General features: G+C 65.5%; 20 protein-coding genes and 2 pseudogenes. 13 read left to right on the top strand and 9 right to left on the bottom strand.

The annotated features are described in order from the left end of the window. Positions 1-120 precede the first annotated feature (120 nt). The 4 genes from dksA (at position 121) to V7066_RS10265 (ending at position 3,282) form a co-directional block, all read left to right on the top strand. Complete coding sequence (gene dksA, locus V7066_RS10250) at positions 121-579, top strand: RNA polymerase-binding protein DksA (RefSeq protein WP_132264661.1); 459 nt, start codon at positions 121-123, stop codon at positions 577-579. Positions 580-788: 209 nt separating this feature from the next. Further along, positions 789-1,166, top strand: coding sequence for a PilZ domain-containing protein (locus V7066_RS10255; RefSeq protein ID WP_334182943.1), 378 nt, complete (start codon positions 789-791; stop codon positions 1,164-1,166). 79 nt (positions 1,167-1,245) lie between these two features. Further along, on the top strand, positions 1,246-2,829 hold the full coding sequence (locus V7066_RS10260) for an ABC transporter substrate-binding protein (RefSeq protein WP_334182944.1): 1,584 nt from the start codon (positions 1,246-1,248) through the stop codon (positions 2,827-2,829). A 63-nt stretch (positions 2,830-2,892) separates the two neighbouring features. Continuing rightward, positions 2,893-3,282: a DUF4112 domain-containing protein gene (locus V7066_RS10265; RefSeq protein WP_334183017.1), complete on the top strand. Its 390-nt coding sequence runs from the start codon at positions 2,893-2,895 to the stop codon at positions 3,280-3,282. 7 nt (positions 3,283-3,289) lie between these two features. Here V7066_RS10265 and V7066_RS10270 read toward each other — a convergent pair whose 3' ends face one another. Beyond that, positions 3,290-3,928 (bottom strand): YqaA family protein, encoded by a 639-nt coding sequence (locus V7066_RS10270; RefSeq protein WP_334182945.1) that lies wholly within the window; start codon positions 3,926-3,928, stop codon positions 3,290-3,292. Positions 3,929-4,228: 300 nt separating this feature from the next. On the opposite strand from V7066_RS10270, the pseudogene V7066_RS10275 reads away from it, so the two are divergent. The 8 genes and pseudogenes from V7066_RS10275 to V7066_RS10310 form a co-directional block, all read left to right on the top strand. Continuing rightward, positions 4,229-4,552, top strand: a pseudogene (locus tag V7066_RS10275) (phage terminase large subunit family protein); the annotation flags it as partial. Between the two features lie 61 nt (positions 4,553-4,613). After that, positions 4,614-5,777, top strand: coding sequence for a phage portal protein (locus tag V7066_RS10280; RefSeq protein WP_334182946.1), 1,164 nt, complete (start codon positions 4,614-4,616; stop codon positions 5,775-5,777). Beyond that, on the top strand, positions 5,774-6,082 hold the full coding sequence (locus tag V7066_RS10285) for a DUF6127 family protein (RefSeq protein ID WP_334182947.1): 309 nt from the start codon (positions 5,774-5,776) through the stop codon (positions 6,080-6,082). Before V7066_RS10280 ends, V7066_RS10285 begins: the two co-directional genes overlap by 4 nt. Further along, positions 6,079-6,495 carry an HK97 family phage prohead protease gene (locus V7066_RS10290; RefSeq protein ID WP_334182948.1) on the top strand — a complete coding sequence of 139 codons (417 nt, stop codon included), beginning with the start codon at positions 6,079-6,081 and terminating at the stop codon, positions 6,493-6,495. The genes V7066_RS10285 and V7066_RS10290 overlap by 4 nt, the downstream gene beginning before the upstream one ends. 77 nt (positions 6,496-6,572) lie before the next feature. After that, a pseudogene (locus V7066_RS10295) lies at positions 6,573-7,033 on the top strand (phage major capsid protein); the annotation flags it as partial. Then, complete coding sequence (locus tag V7066_RS10300) at positions 6,970-7,305, top strand: hypothetical protein (protein WP_334182949.1); 336 nt, start codon at positions 6,970-6,972, stop codon at positions 7,303-7,305. The pseudogene V7066_RS10295 and the gene V7066_RS10300, both read left to right, overlap by 64 nt. Further along, positions 7,302-7,760: a DUF2793 domain-containing protein gene (locus V7066_RS10305; RefSeq protein ID WP_334182950.1), complete on the top strand. Its 459-nt coding sequence runs from the start codon at positions 7,302-7,304 to the stop codon at positions 7,758-7,760. The genes V7066_RS10300 and V7066_RS10305 overlap by 4 nt, the downstream gene beginning before the upstream one ends. Before the next feature lie 189 nt (positions 7,761-7,949). Next, positions 7,950-8,972 (top strand): OmpA family protein, encoded by a 1,023-nt coding sequence (locus V7066_RS10310; protein ID WP_334182951.1) that lies wholly within the window; start codon positions 7,950-7,952, stop codon positions 8,970-8,972. A 130-nt stretch (positions 8,973-9,102) separates the two neighbouring features. Here the strand turns inward: V7066_RS10310 and queC are convergent, their stop codons facing one another. The 6 genes from queC to V7066_RS10340 all read right to left on the bottom strand — a co-directional run bounded on the left by queC (position 9,103) and on the right by V7066_RS10340 (position 14,354). Continuing rightward, a complete protein-coding gene (queC, locus tag V7066_RS10315) occupies positions 9,103-9,828 on the bottom strand; it encodes a 7-cyano-7-deazaguanine synthase QueC (protein WP_334182952.1) in 726 nt (241 codons plus the stop codon). A gap of 50 nt (positions 9,829-9,878) precedes the next feature. Continuing rightward, positions 9,879-10,343 (bottom strand): hypothetical protein, encoded by a 465-nt coding sequence (locus V7066_RS10320; protein ID WP_334182953.1) that lies wholly within the window; start codon positions 10,341-10,343, stop codon positions 9,879-9,881. A gap of 73 nt (positions 10,344-10,416) precedes the next feature. Next, complete coding sequence (gene hslO, locus V7066_RS10325) at positions 10,417-11,322, bottom strand: Hsp33 family molecular chaperone HslO (RefSeq protein ID WP_334182954.1); 906 nt, start codon at positions 11,320-11,322, stop codon at positions 10,417-10,419. Beyond that, on the bottom strand, positions 11,319-12,245 hold the full coding sequence (gene argF / locus V7066_RS10330) for an ornithine carbamoyltransferase (RefSeq protein WP_334182955.1): 927 nt from the start codon (positions 12,243-12,245) through the stop codon (positions 11,319-11,321). The genes hslO and argF overlap by 4 nt, the downstream gene beginning before the upstream one ends. Beyond that, entirely contained in the window at positions 12,245-13,435 is a 1,191-nt protein-coding gene (locus V7066_RS10335) for an aspartate aminotransferase family protein (RefSeq protein ID WP_334182956.1), read from the bottom strand. Before V7066_RS10335 ends, argF begins: the two co-directional genes overlap by 1 nt. Before the next feature lie 142 nt (positions 13,436-13,577). After that, on the bottom strand, positions 13,578-14,354 hold the full coding sequence (locus V7066_RS10340; RefSeq protein WP_334183018.1) for a cold-shock protein: 777 nt from the start codon (positions 14,352-14,354) through the stop codon (positions 13,578-13,580). A 301-nt stretch (positions 14,355-14,655) separates the two neighbouring features. Here V7066_RS10340 and V7066_RS10345 point away from each other — a divergent pair, with 301 nt between their 5' ends. Beyond that, the gene (locus tag V7066_RS10345; RefSeq protein WP_334182957.1) at positions 14,656-15,084 is read left to right on the top strand and encodes a TIGR01244 family sulfur transferase; all 429 of its coding nucleotides are present in this window, start codon (positions 14,656-14,658) and stop codon (positions 15,082-15,084) included. A gap of 45 nt (positions 15,085-15,129) precedes the next feature. On the opposite strand, the gene V7066_RS10350 is transcribed toward V7066_RS10345, so the two are convergent. Both V7066_RS10350 and V7066_RS10355 read right to left on the bottom strand, forming a co-directional pair. Next, complete coding sequence (locus V7066_RS10350; RefSeq protein WP_334182958.1) at positions 15,130-15,468, bottom strand: P-II family nitrogen regulator; 339 nt, start codon at positions 15,466-15,468, stop codon at positions 15,130-15,132. A 237-nt stretch (positions 15,469-15,705) separates the two neighbouring features. Further along, the gene (locus V7066_RS10355) at positions 15,706-17,010 is read right to left on the bottom strand and encodes an ammonium transporter (RefSeq protein ID WP_334182959.1); all 1,305 of its coding nucleotides are present in this window, start codon (positions 17,008-17,010) and stop codon (positions 15,706-15,708) included. Between the last annotated feature and the right edge of the window lie 14 nt (positions 17,011-17,024).

The following is a 17,024-nucleotide window of genomic DNA, read 5'->3' on the forward strand; positions in this document are numbered from 1 at the left end:
TGTGCAGGTAAGGGGGCGGCCCTATAGGCCGCGAAACCGCGGTTTGCCGGGAGGCCACTGGAAAAATCCGGGGTCGCAGGGCGTAGGCAGGCCGGGGGGATTCGTGCGGAGATTCTCTGGATGGCAACGGCCCTAGCTGACGAAATTGATGTCCTCGCCAAGGCCAAGCGCATGCTTGGCGGTTCTTATGTTCCCGTAGAGAACGAAGCCTACATGTGCGAGGCTCAGCAAGACTACTTCCGGCGGCTTCTGCTCGCCTGGAAAAAATCGATCCTCGACGCCTCTGCCGGTACGCTGGCACAACTTCAGGACGGCCCGATCCGGGAGCCCGACCTCAACGACCGCGCTTCCAGCGAGACCGATTGGGGCATCGAGCTGCGCACCCGCGACCGCCAGCGCAAGCTGATCGCCAAGATCGATTCCGCCCTGCGCCGGATCGAGGAAGGCGAATACGGCTACTGCGAAGTGACCGGCGAACCGATCGGCCTCGGCCGTCTCGAAGCCCGTCCGATCGCCACCATGACCGTGGAGGCCCAGGAAGCGCACGAGCGCCGCGAAAAGGTCTCCCGCGAAGAATAAGGTTCTTCGCCATTTCAATCCTTCCGCCCCGTTCCGGCGGGCTGCGCGGCATTTCCGCCGTTCGGGGCGTTAAGGCTTTGTTTGCCATTTCGGCTTAGTGATCGATCGCAAACGCGCCTTGCGCGCGAAGCGATGCTTAACACGTAGCGGGGCTTTCGCAGGCCGGGCTTCGTGATATCATCGCCGGACCGAATGCCGGACGAGAACGCATGACCCAGATCGAAAATCGCCAGATAGCGCGTGACAGCCTGTTCCTGATGGCCGACCTGCGGATCGACGGGCTGGACGGCGAGTACCGGATCAAGGTCCGCAATCTCTCTGCTGGCGGGATGATGGGCGAAGGCGGAGTCCAGGTGGTGCGCGGCACGCCGGTCTCGGCCAATATCCGCAATATCGGCTGGGTACCCGGAACGATCGCCTGGGTGCAGGAAAACCGTTTCGGCGTGGCCTTCATCGAGGAAATCGATCCCAAGCTGGCGCGCGCTGCGGTGACGCCGGTGTCGGACGACAAGCCGAACTTCGTGCGTACCTACGAAGCGCAATATTCTCCCGCAACGTCGGAACCGAAGAACTTGCGCAAGCTCTGATTCGAGACCTGCCGGAAAAATCGCACCCGCTTCCGCGCGAACCATTTGCGGCAGGCCGCAAATCGACTAGGCCTAGCGAATGTCCGCCCCGCGCAAAGCCTTTCGGACCCTGGTCCCTCTGGCCGCCGCGCTGGTCGTTTCCGCCTGCGGGGGTACGGACAATTCGGCGCTGGGCGTTGCCGTCATCGGCTCTCCGCGCGAGAAATTCGACATCGACGAGAACGCCTCCACCAGTCGGTCCCTCGCCAGCCAACTCGTCAGGGCCTCCACCGTCGAGGGACTGGTTTCCTTCGACGAGAAGGGCCGCGTCATCCCCGCCCTGGCCGACCGCTGGATCGTTACCGACGACGGCCAGAGTTACATCTTCCGCCTGCGCGACGGGGACTGGTCCTCGGGCGATCCGCTCACCGCCGATTCCGCGAAGAAGGCGCTGGATTCCGCGCTCAAGGCACTGGACGATACACCGCTGGCCCACGATCTCGCCGGTATCGACGAGATTCGCACGATGGCCGGGCGCGTCATCGAGATTCGCCTCGACCGGCCGATGCCCTACCTGCTCCAGCTCCTCGCCCAGCCGGAACTGGGGCTGAGTTTCAAGGGGCGCGGCGCCGGGCCGATGCGGCTGGAAGGCCGGCAAGGCTCGGCCAGGCTGACGCCGATCGACCCGGCCAGCCTGGGGCTGCCCACGGTCGAGAACTGGCCGCGCCGCACCCGCCGGATCGACCTTTCGGTGCTGGACGGCCCCGCCGCAGTGGCCGCCTTCAACACCGGCAAGGTCGATCTCGTCATGGGCGGCGAGATCCAGGATTTCCCGCTCACCCGCTCGGTCGGCATCCTGCGCGGGACGATCCAGGTCGATCCGGTGGTCGGCCTGTTCGGGCTTCAGGTCACGAGCGACAAGGGCTTCCTGGCCGATCCCGCCAATCGCGAAGCCCTGGCCATGGCCATCGACCGCGAAGGCCTGATCGCCCCGTTCAGCCTCGGCGGCTGGTCGGCGACGAGCCGGATCGTCACCCCCAGCCTCGACGGCGATCTCGGCACCATCGGCGAGCGCTGGAGCGAACAGTCGCTGGACGAGCGCCGTGCCCTCGCTATGGCCCGGGTACGTCGCTGGGCTGCCGCAGCCTCAGGCGGAAAACCCGCCGCCGACGTCGCCCCGCCTGCTGCGCCGCCAGCGGTTCGCGGCGGTCGGGGGGCACCAGCCCCGGCCGCACCGATCGCCCATGGCCCGCACCTGACCGTCTGGCTTCCCGCGGGCGGCGGTGCCGATACCCTGCTGGAGAAACTCACGGCGGACTTCGCCGCGATCGGCGTCCGCCTGACCCGCACGGACAAAGCAGACGAGGCAGACTTGCGGCTGGTGGACGATGTCGCCCGCTATCCGCGCGCCGCCTGGTTCCTCAACCGGCTGTCATGCAATGCCCGGCGCGGTCTCTGCTCCGCCGATGCGGATGCCCGCGTGGCCGAAGCCGCCACCGCCGCAACGCCGGATGAACGCGCCGCCCTCCTGACCGAGGCCGAGGCCGAACTAACGGCGGCCAACGTCTTCATTCCCTTCGGAACCCCGATCCGCTGGTCGCTGGTACGCGGCAGCGTCGCCGGTTTTGCGCCGAACACCTGGGGCTGGCACCCCTTGATGCCGCTTGCCTGGGTCCCCAAGTAAAGTCCGATCAGCCCTTCGAGGAGAGGCACGACTTTGGCGACTGGACAGACTTCCGCGCGGCGCATGGACATGGAACTGCCGCTCGGCACCGACCCGGTTTCGATTCTCCGCCGTGTGGAGATGCTCGAATATGTGCTGGAACGCGCGATCGCCCTGCCCGGCATCCGCCGCAAGGTCGGCCTCGATGCCGTGATCGGCCTGGTGCCGGTCGCGGGAGACGTGATCGCGGCGGCGCTCGGCATGTACCTCGTGTGGGAGGCCCGCAATCTGGGCATGTCGAAGTGGCAGCTTGCCCGCATGACCGCCAATGTCGGCGTCGATACCCTGTTGGGCGCGATTCCCGTGGCGGGGGACCTGTTCGACTTCGTGTTCCGCTCGAACAGCCGCAATCTCAGGATCATCCGCAAGCATATCGACAAGCACCACCCGCATGCGCGGGTGATCGAAGGCTAGAGGCGCCTCAAGCCGCCTGTGCGGTTGCTGCCAGATCGCATTTCTGGTTGGTTTCCTTCGCGCCGCCGCCAAGGAAGGCCACCGCGAGGAAACCGGCGACCACGGCCACCGCGAAAGCCGCCGTCACTTTGCCGAGGTGCTTGTCGATCACCGCCTTGATCGGCGCACCGAACAGGCGGAACAGCACGCCGACGATCAGGAAGCTGATCGAACGCGAAACGATCGACGCACCGATGAACACGGCAAGGTTCATGCCGATGAAACCGGCGGTGATCGTCAGCAGCTTGAACGGGATCGGCGTCGCGCCCTTCACCACGATGATTTCCGCGCCATATTCGCGCAAGTAGCATGCGGCCTTGGGGAAGCTGTCCGCCAGCCCCAGCGCCCGCAGCAGCGTTTCGCCGAAAGCTTCGTAGGCGAAATGGCCGATCGCATAGCCGAGCAGGCCGCCCACTACCGAGGCCAGCGTGGCGATCACCGCAAAGCGAATCGCCTTCTTCGGCTCGGCCAGACACATCAGGCCCAGCAGGGGATGCGGCGGCACCGGGAAGAAGCTGGCTTCCATGAAGGCAAACAGGGCGAGCCACCATTCGGCATGGCGGTGCGCTGCCTTGGCCATGGTCCAGTCGTAGAGGCGGCGCAGCATCGAATTCTCCGGGCTATTGCGGGATGGGTGCTTAGAGCATTTTCAAGTCTGGTGGAAACACCGGACGAACCCGAAAATGCGGCAAACAAACGAAAAGAGCCCGCGATCCGATTCTGCATGAACGGAATCGTGCCCCTCCGAAATGGCGCATGGGCAGGAGGCTATAACCCATTTGGTTATTCCCCTTGACATTTCGACGTGAAATAGGTACAAAACAAGAACATCGAGAGCGATTGATTCGCCTGCTCGCTTCCCACCGCATCACACATCAACAGCAGGGATCATCCCCCATGAGCCCGCGCCGAGGCCTGGCAGGCCGACCGCGTAGTGGCCGAGGCCAACCAGGTCGGCTCGGTGCTGCGCGCGGCGCAGCTTTCCCTGCCGCTGCGGCTGGTTCACGCCAGCCGGGGCAAAGTCGCCCGCGCCGAGCCGGTCGCCGCGCTCTACGAAGCCGGACGGGTCCGTCATGCCGGTCTGTTCCCGGCGCTGGAAGACGAAATGTGCGGGCTGATCGCCGGAGGTTCCTATCTGGGCCCCGGGCGCTCGCCCGACCGCGCCGATGCGCTGGTCTGGGCCTTGACCGAACTGATGCTCGGCACAGGCGGCGCGCCTCGGGTGCGAGTGGCCTGGTTTCGCATCGAACGGAGCGCTCCGCTCCGGACATTCCTGAAAGGAAACCTCGCCCGTGTCCTTCATCGATACCCTCCTCGCCGCCTTCAAGGCCGAGAATGCCCGCGTGCCGCTGGCGCGCGGCCCCGCCTCGCCCTGGTTCTTCGCCGAGAGCGGCGGCGGACGGGCACCGTTCGAATATGCCTCGGCCGTGCGCCGCGCCTATCTCGAAAACCCGGTCGCCCAGCGCGCCGTGCGCCTGGTGGCCGAGGGGATCGGCGGCGCCCCGCTGCGCCCTGCCGATCCCCGGCTCATGGCTCTCGTCACCGAGACCAGCGCCGGACAGTCGCCGCTGGAGACGCTCGCAAGCCATCTGCTGCTTCACGGCAATGCTTATGTTCAGGTGCTCAAGGACGCGCGGGGACATCCGGTCGAACTCTTCGCCCTGCGCCCCGAGCGCGTCTCGATCGTCGCGGGCGAGGACGGCTGGCCCGCCGCCTTCGCCTATGACGTGGCCGGGCGGCGGCTGACGATCCCGCTGCTGGACGAGGACGCCTCGCCTAACGTGATCCACATCCGCCACTTCCACCCGGCCGACGACCACTACGGCGCTGGCTGCGTGGCCGCTGCCGACGAGGCCGTGGCCACCCACAACGCCGCTTCGCAGTGGAACCGCCAACTGCTGGAAAACGCCGCCCGGCCTTCCGGCGCACTGGTCTACGAAGCGGACGACGGCCAGACGCTCACCGGGGACCAGTTCGACCGGCTCAAGGCCGAACTCGCCAATGCCTATGCCGGTGCGGGCAATGCCGGACGGCCGATGCTGCTGGAAGGCGGCCTCAAGTGGCAGGCCATGGCGATGACCCCGGCGGACATGGACTTCGCCACGCTAAAGGCCGCCGCCGCGCGCGACGTGGCGCTGGCCTTCGGGGTGCCGCCGATGCTGCTCGGCCTGCCGGGCGACGCCACTTACGCGAACTATCGCGAGGCCAACCGCGCGCTCTGGCGGCTCACCCTGCTGCCGTTGGCGAGCAAGATCCTTTCCGGACTCTGCGAGGGCCTCGCGCCGTGGTTCCCGGAAGCCCGTCTCAATATCGACCTCGACCGCGTGCCCGCCCTTGCCGAGGACCGCGAGCGACTCTGGGCGCAAGTCAGCGCGGCCGACTTCCTCGATGCAGAAGAAAAGCGCGCCCTGCTCGGTCTTGCCCCGGTGGCAAAGAATGAAAGGAACATATCATGAACGAAAGGGACATGCTGGCCGGGCTTCTCGCCCAGGCAACCAGCGAGGGCAGCGAACTCGTGACCTTGCGCGCCATCGTCGAGGAAGCCAGCGAAGTCGGCGCGCGGCGCATGCTTTCGCGGATCGGTCTCGACGATGCGACGGCACCGGGCGACCTCTCCGAACTGCGCGAACTGCTCCAGGCCTGGCGCGATGCCAAGGCCAGCGCCCAGGCCGCCGCCATCGGCTGGATCGTGCGCGGAGTGCTGGCGCTGTTGCTGCTCGGCCTCGCCGTGCGCCTCGGCGTCGGGGAGCTGCTGCGATGATGCTTCGACAGGCTCAGCACGCCTTGCGCTTCGCGGGCTACGCCGCCCTGTTCGGCAGGCGCGACGCCGGGCGCGACCTGATCCGCCCCGGCGCCTTCGCCCGGACGCTTGCCGAGCGGCGCGATCCTCTGCCGCTGTTCTGGCAGCACCGGCCCGACCTGCGGATCGGCTGGATCGAAACCGCCGCCGAGGACGACCGCGGCCTGCGCGTCGTCGCCTCGGTGGACAATCCGGACGGCGCCGCCGGTCTCGCGCTGCGGCGCGGCACCGTAAACGGCCTCTCGTTCGGCTACCGCGCCCGCGCCAGCCGCACCGGTGCCGAGGGCCGCGAACTGCTCGATCTGGAGCTGTTCGAGGTCAGCCTCGTCACCCATCCGATGCAGCACGGCGCGCGGGTGCACCTGATCTCCTGACGCCCTGATCTCCTTGGCCCCTCCCCCATTTCCCTGCCGCCGCGAACCGGCGGCTTCAACCGAAAGGTCCCTGCCCGATGGAATCCCCTGTTCCCGCCGAAGCGCTCGACGCCTCGTTCGATCTCGTTGCCCGTCAGGACGCCACCGAAGCCGCCGTCGAGAGCTTGCGCGGCGATGTCGCCGACGTGAAGGCCCGCCTCGAAGTGAAGGGCTTCGTGGACGGCTACCTGCGCATGGGCCGCGAGACCGAGATCAAGTCGCTGTCCGGAACCGTGCTTGCGGACGGCGGCTATGCGGTCCCGCGTGAGGTCGATGCACTGATCTCGGCCCTCCTCCGGTTGGGTGAGCGAGACCGCAGCCCGCGCCGAAACCACCACCCAGCTTCGCCGAGATCGCCCCGCCCGCCGGCGAACTCTACACCAACCCGGCGTCGAGCCAGGCCATGCTCGACGATACCGCCTTCGACATCCAGTCGTGGCTGGCGGACGAGATCGCCATGGAATTCGCCCGCGCGGAAGGCGCCGCCTTCGTGAACGGCGGCGCGGCAACTGGACTTGGCAGGACGGCATCGACGCGCCGCTGGTCGAACAGGCCGAGACCTACCTGCTGGCTTATGGCCCACCGGAAAGCCCGCTCGCGACCTGGACGCTGCAATCACCCCGCATGGATCTGCCACCCGACCTGCTGGCGCGCCTTTCCGCCCTCGCTCCCGGCGCTGCGTTCAGCGTGCGGCAGCAGGTCACTTACGCGGTTTCCGCGCCCCTTAACCTCTTCCCCAACCCGTCTTTCCGCAAGGAGTCCTCCAGATGAGCGAAACCCTCATTTTCGAAAGCACCAGCCCGCGATTTGCCCTGCCGCTGCTCCATGCCGGGCAGGCGCAGAAGGAAGTCTTCGTCAACGAGGCCCTGGCGCGATGCGATGCTCTTTTGCACTCGACTGTATCCGGAGAGCGACCCGCCCCGCCCGAGACCGCCGAAACCGGCGAATGCTGGCTCGTCGCGGCGAACGCCACCGACGCGTGGAGCGGCCACGATGCCGCAATTGCGAGCTTTCAGGGCGGCAACTGGATCTTCGTCAAACCCCGCCGGGGGCTTCGCGTCTACGACCTTTCCACAGGTCAGGAACGACTCTTCGACGGATTTTGGAGAAAAGGTTCGCTTCCCGTGGAACCACTTGGCGGGATGACAGTTGATGTTCAAGCTCGGGCGGCGATCGGGGAACTGGTCTCCGCCCTGCAAGCCTTGGGTATCGTTCCATCAGCATGACACGCAGCACTGCGCAGGGGCAATAACGTGAAGTCGATTTCCAATAAAGGAGTCACGACGCTTCACCAACCCCCCGAAAACGCGACATTTCTGCAACAGTCAGCGTCAATGTGCGCTTGCACACGGAAAGCTGAGGGGGTAGACACCACAGGCACTCGGTGGCTCCAAATCTCTTTGTAGGGGAAACGTATGAGGAAACTCGTCATTGGACTGGCGCTGGCTTCGACAGCTATCGCCACTCCCGCGCTGGCGCGCGACAACTCGTGGTACATCGAAGGCGACTTCGGTGCCATGATCGTCGAAGACGCCGATCTCAAGATCAATGGCGTCAGCAATGCTGACACTGCAGACTTCAGCGCCGGCTTCGACGGCGGTGTCGCTCTCGGTTACGACTTCGGCCCGTTCCGTCTCGAAACCGAAGCCAGCTATCGCCAGGCTTCGTTCAAGGGCAGCAACGGCCCGGACGCCAGCAACCTGACCTTCATGGTCAACGGCCTGCTCGACTTCGGTCCCGATGACGGCCTTCAGGGCTTCGTCGGCGGTGGCGCCGGCGTTGGCCGCGTCAAGTACGACATCTACGACGATTCCGACACCGGCTTCGCCTGGCAGGCTATCGCGGGTATCCGCGCGCCGATCAGCAGCCATGTCGACGTCGGCCTGAAGTACCGCTTCAGCAACGTCAACAAGGTCAACTTCGTCGACTTCGACGGCAGCGACGTTCGCACCAAGTGGCGTTCGCACTCGCTGATGGCGACCATCGGCTACAACTTCGGCGAACCGGCAGCTCCGCCGCCGCCGCCGCCGCCGCCGCCGCCGCCGCCGCCTCCCCCGCCGCCGCCGCCGCCGCCGCCGGTCGTGGAATGCAACAAGGGTCCGTACATCGTGTTCTTCGACTGGGATAAGTCGGACATCACGCCGGAAGCCGCCACCATCCTCGACAGCGCCGTCAGTGCCTATGGCAACTGCAACAGCGTGCCGATCATGCTGGCCGGTTACACCGACCGTTCGGGTACCCCGAAGTACAACCTGGGTCTTTCGGCACGCCGTAACGACTCGGTTCGTGCATACCTGACCAGCCACGGCATTCCGGACGGCTCGATCTCGAGCCAGGCCTTCGGTGAAGCCAACCCGCGCGTTCCGACTGCTGACGGCGTGCGCGAGCTGCAGAACCGTCGCGTCGAGATCACTTACGGTCCGGGTTCGGGCATGTAAGCGAACCGGCAACGGTTACAGATCGGGGGGTCGGAGCAATCCGGCCCCCTTTTCTTTTGCCCTCGATGAATGACGTCAGGCACAAAAAAGCCCCGCTTCCGCGGGGCTTTTTGTTTTGGGTTCTTAGGAATCAGACGGCGTAAGGCGTCGGATCGATCAGCCCGGCATCGGCGAAGCCCGCCTTGCGCAAGCGGCAGCTGTCGCACTCACCGCAAGCCACATCGCCGGGCTGCGGATCGTAGCAGGACCAGCTCATCCCCGCGTCCATGCCCAGGCGATCGGCCTCGCGGGCGATATCCGCCTTGCCCATGAACTGCAGCGGCGCATGAATCTGGAACTGCGTGCCCTGATCGCCTTCCTTGGTGGCGAGCCGGGCGATATCCTGAAACGCCGCGATGAATTCCGGGCGACAATCGGGATAGCCCGAATAATCGAGCGCATTGACGCCGATGAAGATATCGGTCGCGCCGATCGCCTCGGCCCATGCCAGCGTCAGCGACAGGAACACGAGGTTGCGCGCGGGAACATACGTCACCGGCACGCCGGGACCGACGCCGTCCTTGGGCACGTCGATATCATCGGTCAGCGCCGATCCGCCGAACTGGCGCAAGTCGAGCGGCAGAACGACATGACGCTCCGCCCCGACGAACTCAGCGATCTTGCGCGCGGAATCGATCTCACAGCGATGGCGCTGGTTATAGTCGATGGTCAGTGCGTTCACGGCAAAGCCCGTCTCGCGGGCAATACCGGCCGAAACCATCGAATCGAGACCGCCGGAAAGCAGGACGACGGCCTTGCGCCCCTGATTGTTCTGGCCCCGGTTATTTTGAGAAGTGGTATCTTGAGAAAGCTGCATGGGCGTGAGCTAAGCCTTCGGTGCCGCAATGACAACCTCACGCTGCACTATCAGCGGCAAAGCCCCGTCCGACGTCCCTCGCCCGCGTAGTCGAAAGGCTGGCCGTCGACGATACCCTGCGTATCGAGCTGGATCAGCGCATTGGTCTCGCGGCGAATATGCGTCCGGCCATAACCCTTCCCAGCGCAGATGTACTGCACCACGACTTCATCCGGCGTATCCTGCACGACCACCGATTTGCAGGGCTGCCCCGAATGACGGAACTGGATCAACTGGCGGCCGCTGCGCACACAAAGGTTGACGTTGGAGGTCCCGGTGCCGTGCTCGCGCAACTCCCAAGACCCCGGGGTCAACAGGTCCAGCATTTCCAGCGGGCGCTTCTGGCCCTCGGCGCTCGCGCCGCCGAGCAGAGCGGCGGTGCCGGTCAAGCCCATCAGCGCCAGCCGCGCGCAACTACGCCCGGCGGACGGGCCGCTGCGGGAAAAAGCCGGGAAATTTCGAAACCTGTGGAACATCATGCGCCCCATATCGTCATTCCCCGCCGACAAGACAAGTCGGTGGGGAAGCGATCCCCTCAAAGCGGCGCTTTCAGACAGGCACGTGGAGGATCTTGGAGCAGAACGCGCAGTCCACCGGCACCATGCCGGTTTCATCGCGCATGTCCGCCCGTTCGGTCTCGGGAAACCGCTCCAGAATGCTGCGGTAATAGTCCACCGAGCAGCGGCATCCGCGCACCAGCGGCACCAGCGGCTCGGCGCGGACTTCGTCTTCCTCATGGAACAGACGCCATAGCAACTGTTCCAGATTGAGCACCGGATCGACGAGTTCCGCCGGCTGGATGCTCTGCGCCATGATCGAGACATGCTCCCAATCCGGATGCATCTCCTTGGCGTGAAGGCGCTCCTTGCCTTCCTCGCCGTCGGGCAGGTGCTGCACCAGCAGGCCGCCCGCCACGCAGCGCGGCCCGTTCGATCGGACCGCGATACGGATGACGGTCGGCACCTGCTCGGACTGCGCGAAATATTTCTCGCAGGCCTCGGCCAGCGAAGCGCCTTCCAGCGGCACCACGCCCTGATAGCGCTGGTTGGATACCTGGAGATCGAAGGTGATCGCCAGAAAACCCGTGCCGAAGATCGTCTGCAGCGAGCAGTCTTCTTCCAGCTTTTCGGCCAGAGCCTCGTCATGCCGCAAGTAGCCGCGCAGTTCGCCGTTGCGGTAGTCGCAGACGAGCAGATCCACCGCGCCGCCTTCGGCCTGAGCCTGGAAGGTCAGCTGCGCATCCTCTTCCTTGAGGAGCGAGCCCATCAGCGCGGTGAGGACCAGCGCCTCCGCCAGCACATGCTTGACGACCTTGGGATAGCTATGCGCGGAGAGCACGGTTTCCAGAACCGGCCCCAGCCGCACGACCCGCCCGCGCGCATGGCGCGTGGGGACCGTGAAGGCCAGGACGCGATCGAAACCGGTATCGTCGCTGCGCGGCAGGTCTTCGCTCACAGCTTGCCCAGCGCCCAGAGCAGCACCGACTTCTGGCCGTGGATACGGTTCTCAGCCTCGTCCCAGGCACCCGACTGCGGACCGTCGAGCACTTCGTCGGTCACTTCCTCGCCGCGATGCGCGGGCAGACAATGCAGGAACAGGGCATCCGGAGCGGCATTCGCCATCAGCTTTGCATCGACCTGATAGGGCTGCATCGCCGCGACGTGAACCTCGCCCCCGGCCTGACCCATCGAGACCCAGGTATCGGTGACGACGACCTGCGCGCCGCGAACGGCCTCGACCGGATCCTGGGTGAAGATCACTTCGCCGCCGGCCGCACGGGCACGCTCGACGAAACCGGCATCGGGTTCGTAGCCTGCCGGGCCGCCGATGCGGATGGTGAACTTCATCAGGCCCGCCGCCTCGATCAGCGAATTGGCGACATTGTTGCCGTCACCCAGCCATGCGAGCTGAAGGCCGGGCAGCGCGAAGCCGCGCTCCACGATCGTCAGCAGGTCGGCCACGATCTGGCACGGATGCGACAGATCGGTCAGGCCGTTGATCACCGGCACGTCGGCGTAGCGCGCGAGTTCCTCGATCTTGGCGTGGTCGTCGGTGCGGATCATGATCGCATCGACCATGCGGCTGAGCACGCGGGCGGTATCGGCCACGGTTTCACCGCGACCGAGCTGGGTCGAACCCGATTCGAGAATAAGCGCGCTGCCGCCGAGCTGGCGCATGGCCATGTCGAACGAAACGCGGGTTCGGGTCGAGTTCTTCTCGAAGATCATCGCCAGGACGTGACCGGCGAGCGGGGCGTCTGCATCGGGCCGGCCCTTGGGCAAACCCTTGCGCGCTGCCTTGCGGTCGATCGCGTCATTGATCATCGCGGCCAGAGCCGGGCCGCCGGCATCGCTCAGATCCAGAAAATCCCGGCTCATCAGGCGACCTCTTCCGGCTGATAGCTCGCCGCAGCAGCGGAGAGGCGTTCCATGAACTCGTCGATGTGGCTGTCGTCGATGACCAGCGGCGGCAGCACGCGCACGACGTTGTCGCCCGCCGAGACCGTCAGCAGCTGGTGGTTGTCGCGCATGTGGGCGACGAAGGCGCGCGGCTCGATCTTGAGCTTCACGCCGATGAACAGGCCGCGGCCGTGGACCGATTCGAACAGCTCGGGATAGTTGCCGATGAACTGCTCCAGCCGTCCGCGCAGGCGCTCACCCTTGGCGCGCACATCGGCGAGGAACGTCTCGTCGGAAACGACGTCGAGCACGGCGCCGATCGCCGCCATCGCGAAGGGATTGCCGCCGTAGGTCGAGCCATGGGCGCCGATCATCATGCCGCGCGCGGCCTTCTCGGTGGCGAGGCAGGCGCCGACCGGGAAACCGCCGCCGATGCCCTTGGCCGTCGATACGATGTCCGGCACGATGCCGTACTGCTCGTAGGCATAGAGCGTGCCGGCGCGGCCGACGCCGCTCTGCACTTCGTCGAGAACCAGCATGAGGTCATGCTCGTCGCACAGCGCGCGCAGGCCCTGGAGGAATTCGTCGGAGGCGATGCGGATGCCGCCTTCGCCCTGGATCGGCTCGACCAGGAAACCGGCGGTGTTGGGGCCGATCGCCGCCTTCGCCGCTTCGAGATCGTTGAACTCGACGTACTTGAAGCCGGGCAGCAGGGGCAGGAAGCCCTTGTGCATCTTCTCCTGGTTGGAGGCGCTGATCGTGGCCATCGTCCGGCCGTGGAAGGCGTTCTTGAAGGTGATCAGCTCGTACTTGTGGTCGTTGCCGACATGCTGGTGATAGGCGCGCGCGGTCTTGATCGCGCATTCCACCGCTTCCGCACCGGAATTGGTGAAGAACACCGTATCGGCGAAAGTCAGGTCGATCAGGCGCTCGGCGATCGCCTCGCCCTGCGGGCTGCCGTAGAGATTGGAGACGTGCATCAGCGTCTCGGCCTGCTTCTGGATCGCGCCGATCAGGCCGGCGTGCGAATGGCCGAGCAGGTTGACGGCAATGCCGCTCGCAAAATCGAGGAATCGGCGACCGTCTTCACTGATGAGGTGGCAATGTTCGCCGCGAACGGGCCGAACGCCGCACCGGGGGTACACAGGCATCAGCGGAGTGATCGACATGACGGAATTCCTCGATAACGAATCAGTGAAGTGAGAACGGGAATCGCAAACGACAAATGGCGGCCCTATCCGGACCGCCATTTGCGCGCTTTTAGGTGTTTGCAGCCCCCCGGTCAAACGCCGGGGGCGTTGCAGATCGGGATCAAGCCTGGAGCGGCGCCAGGTTGACCGCCGAGTACTTGCCTCGTCGATCGACCTCGATGTCGAACTCCACGCGATCGCCTTCGTTCAGGGCACCAAGGCCCGAACGCTCGACAGCGCTGATGTGCACGAACGCGTCCGGCTGGCCGTCATCACGGGTGATGAAGCCGAAGCCCTTCATGGAGTTGAAGAACTTGACCGTGCCGCTGGCCTTTTCGCCGGTCAGCTGACGCTGCGGCGCGGGCTCGCGCTTTTCAACGGCGATCACGTCGCCGACGACGACGAGTTCGCTGGCCGAGATCTTGCCGCCGCGATCGACGAGCTGGAATTCCAGCTGCTGACCTTCGGCCAGACCTTCGAGACCGGCACGCTCGACAGCGCTGATGTGCACAAACACGTCTTCGCCGCCTTCATCGCGCTGGATGAAGCCGAAGCCCTTTGCACCGTTGAAGAACTTTACGACGCCCTTGCCCTGGCCGACGACCTGGGCCGGCATGCCGCCGCCACCGCCGCCACGGGGTCCGCCGAAGCCACCGCCGCCGCCGCGCGGGCCGCCGAAGCCGCCGCGATCACCGCCGCCGCCGCCGCCGAAGCGATCACCGCCGCCGAAACCACCGCGGTCACCACCGCCACCGCCGAAGCGATCGCCGCCGCCACCAAAACGGTCACCGCCACCGAAACGATCCTGGCCGGCAAAGAACGGATCGAACTCGTTCTCCCCAAAACCACCATCGCGCTTGTCGCGTCCCCTTCCGCGACGACCTCTGTCAAAACCCATGTCTACGAACGTACCTTCGCTGCGCCCCAAAAAGCATGAACCCGGACACGTGGACGAACCGCGCCGGGCGGCAGACCAGGATAGCCGGAACCAGCCGGAAACCTGCCTGCAATCGCGAGTCATACACGAGGTTCTGCCACATGGCGAACACAATTAAGGGGCATTTTCCCCTCAGATTGACGAAATATCGCATTTTCACGGCGTTCTGCCTTGCTTTTAGCAGGGACAGAACCCTTGACGTGGGCGGATTTCAGGCCGAACCGGAACCCAAACGGCCCGTTCCAACCGGAGACTCGCTTCCATGTTCCGCCAGATCACCGACACCGTCTTCGCCAGCCCGCAGATCGGCACCGATGCCATTGCCGAAGCGAAAGCCCTGGGAATCGTGCGGATCGTCAACAACCGCCCCGAAGGCGAGAGCGAGGATCAGGTTCCGGGCGACGTCATCGAGGCCGAAGCCCGCGCTGCCGGAATCGACTACGTGGCCATTCCCGTCGGCCATGGCGGCTTCAGCCAGGCCCAGGTCACCGCCATGGCCGAGGCGCTGGATACGGCCGAAGGTCCGGTCCTGGCCTACTGCCGTTCTGGTACGCGCTCCACGCTGCTCTGGGCGCTCGCCCGCGCCAAGGCCGGAGACAATCCTTCGGTCATCGCCTCGAAGGCGGCTGGGGCAGGTTACGACGTTTCGCCGATCCGCCAGCTGATCGAGATGTTCGCCGCCGGCAATTAAGCCGCAGGCGGGCAGCCTCGCCCCGGCTCCCGTTCGCGCAGCTTCTCAAAGGGCGATATCGCCCTGCTCGCCCGTGCGTACGCGCAGGACATCCGCCAGATCGAAGACGAAGATCTTGCCGTCGCCGATCTCAGCGGTGCTTGCGGTCGTGCGGATGACGTCGATGACGGTAGGCGCGAAGGCGTCCGACACGGCGATCTCCAGCTTCAGCTTGGGCACCATGCTGGAGGCGTATTCGGCGCCGCGATAGATTTCGGTCTGGCCTTTCTGCCGACCAAAACCGCTGACTTCCGAAACCGTCAGGCCGGAGATACCGGCTGCCGAAAGCGCATCCTTCACGTCGGCGAACTTGAAGGGCTTGATGATCGCGATGATGTATTTCACGCCCGCACCTCCTTGGCGATCCTCGCCGACGGCCTCGCACGGCTGCGCGCACAACATCACACATTGCCGCCAGGGCCACAAAGGCAATTAGGAGGAGTTTCCGGGCGGATTCCGGACAGAAAAATGGGCCGGAGCGGCTGGCTCCGGCCCTTGAGTTTGTGTTCGCAGGAGGAACACCGGGAGGCGACGACGGATCGTAGGAGAGGAAGAAGTATCCGCCGCCGCCAAGCTCGAAACTTAGTTGTAGGCGCGCTCGCCGTGCTCGCCGATGTCGAGGCCTTCCAGCTCGACTTCCGGAGCGACGCGCAGGCCGGTCACTGCCTTGGCAATGAAGATCGCGATGACGGTGCCGATCGTGGAGATCACGATGGTGGCAAGGACCGCCTCGGTCTGGATCACGAGCTGCGATCCGATCGAGAAGTCGGCCTTGCCGGGGCCGCCGAGAGCGGGCGAGCAGACGATGCCGGTGCCGATCGCGCCGACGATGCCGCCGATGCCGTGGACGCCGAAGGCGTCGAGCGCATCGTCATAGCCGAGCATGGGCTTGAGCTTGCTGACCGCGAAGAAGCAGATCACCGAAGCAACCGCGCCGAGAACGATGGCGCCGAACGGGCCGGAGTTGCCGGCGGCCGGGGTAACGGCGACAAGACCGGCGACCACGCCCGAGCAGAAGCCCAGGGCCGAACCCTTGTGACCGGCGAGGCGCTCGGTCAGCATCCAGAACAGGCCGCCCGAAGCCGTGGCAACGAAGGTGTTGATCATGGCGAGGCTGGCCGCGCCGTTGGCCGAGAGGGCCGAACCGGCGTTGAAGCCGAACCAGCCCACCCACAGAAGGCCGGTGCCTACGAACGTCAGCGTCAGCGAGTGCGGCGGCATCGGTTCGTTGGGGAAGCCCTTGCGCTTGCCGAGGATGATCGCGGCGACGAGCGCCGAGACACCGGCGTTGATGTGGACGACGGTGCCGCCCGCATAGTCGAGTGCGCCGAGGTTGAAGAAGTAGCCGGTCGGCGCCCAGACCATGTGCGCGATCGGGAAATAGACGATGGTCAGCCAGATCAGGCCGAAGACCATGACCGCCGAGAACTTGATGCGCTCGACCGTCGATCCCAGCACCAGTGCCATGGTGATCGCCGCGAAGGTCATCTGGAAGCAGACGAAGACGTACTCGGGGATCGTGCCCGAGACCGAATCGGGGGTCACGCCCTTGAGGAAAGCCTTGCCGAAGCCTGCAACGAAGGCATTGCCGCCCTCACCGAAGGCCATGGTGTAGCCGTACATGACCCAGATCAGCATCGCGAGGCTGGCCGCCGCGCCGATCTGCGTCATCGTCGAAAGCATGTTCTTGGAGCGGGTCAGGCCGCCGTAGAACAAGGCGAGGCCGGGCAGGATCATCAGGAAGACGAGCAGCGTCGACGTCAGCATCCAGGCAGTGTCGCCCTTGTCGATGGTCGGCGTGGCGGCGGCGTCCTGCGCCCAGGCAGGCATGGCGGCGAACAGTGACGCACCCAGTGCGCCCGCGCCGCAAAGAATCTTGCGGTTCATCGTGGTTTCCCTCC

The sequence above is a fragment of the Novosphingobium sp. genome, assembly GCF_036820275.1.
Classification (GTDB): Bacteria; Pseudomonadota; Alphaproteobacteria; order Sphingomonadales; family Sphingomonadaceae; genus Novosphingobium.

Bases quoted from the DNA above. Each gene is read 5' to 3' on its own strand.
- dksA (WP_132264661.1), top strand. From the start codon at position 121: ATGGCAACGGCCCTAGCTGACGAAATTGATGTCCTCGCCAAGGCCAAG.
- V7066_RS10255 (WP_334182943.1), top strand. From the start codon at position 789: ATGACCCAGATCGAAAATCGCCAGATAGCGCGTGACAGCCTGTTCCTG.
- V7066_RS10260 (WP_334182944.1), top strand. From the start codon at position 1,246: ATGTCCGCCCCGCGCAAAGCCTTTCGGACCCTGGTCCCTCTGGCCGCC.
- V7066_RS10265 (WP_334183017.1), top strand. From the start codon at position 2,893: ATGGACATGGAACTGCCGCTCGGCACCGACCCGGTTTCGATTCTCCGC.
- V7066_RS10270 (WP_334182945.1), bottom strand. From the start codon at position 3,928: ATGCTGCGCCGCCTCTACGACTGGACCATGGCCAAGGCAGCGCACCGC.
- V7066_RS10285 (WP_334182947.1), top strand. From the start codon at position 5,774: ATGAACGAAAGGGACATGCTGGCCGGGCTTCTCGCCCAGGCAACCAGC.
- V7066_RS10290 (WP_334182948.1), top strand. From the start codon at position 6,079: ATGATGCTTCGACAGGCTCAGCACGCCTTGCGCTTCGCGGGCTACGCC.
- V7066_RS10305 (WP_334182950.1), top strand. From the start codon at position 7,302: ATGAGCGAAACCCTCATTTTCGAAAGCACCAGCCCGCGATTTGCCCTG.
- V7066_RS10310 (WP_334182951.1), top strand. From the start codon at position 7,950: ATGAGGAAACTCGTCATTGGACTGGCGCTGGCTTCGACAGCTATCGCC.
- queC (WP_334182952.1), bottom strand. From the start codon at position 9,828: ATGCAGCTTTCTCAAGATACCACTTCTCAAAATAACCGGGGCCAGAAC.
- V7066_RS10320 (WP_334182953.1), bottom strand. From the start codon at position 10,343: ATGTTCCACAGGTTTCGAAATTTCCCGGCTTTTTCCCGCAGCGGCCCG.
- argF (WP_334182955.1), bottom strand. From the start codon at position 12,245: ATGAGCCGGGATTTTCTGGATCTGAGCGATGCCGGCGGCCCGGCTCTG.
- V7066_RS10335 (WP_334182956.1), bottom strand. From the start codon at position 13,435: ATGTCGATCACTCCGCTGATGCCTGTGTACCCCCGGTGCGGCGTTCGG.
- V7066_RS10340 (WP_334183018.1), bottom strand. From the start codon at position 14,354: ATGGGTTTTGACAGAGGTCGTCGCGGAAGGGGACGCGACAAGCGCGAT.
- V7066_RS10345 (WP_334182957.1), top strand. From the start codon at position 14,656: ATGTTCCGCCAGATCACCGACACCGTCTTCGCCAGCCCGCAGATCGGC.
- V7066_RS10355 (WP_334182959.1), bottom strand. From the start codon at position 17,010: ATGAACCGCAAGATTCTTTGCGGCGCGGGCGCACTGGGTGCGTCACTG.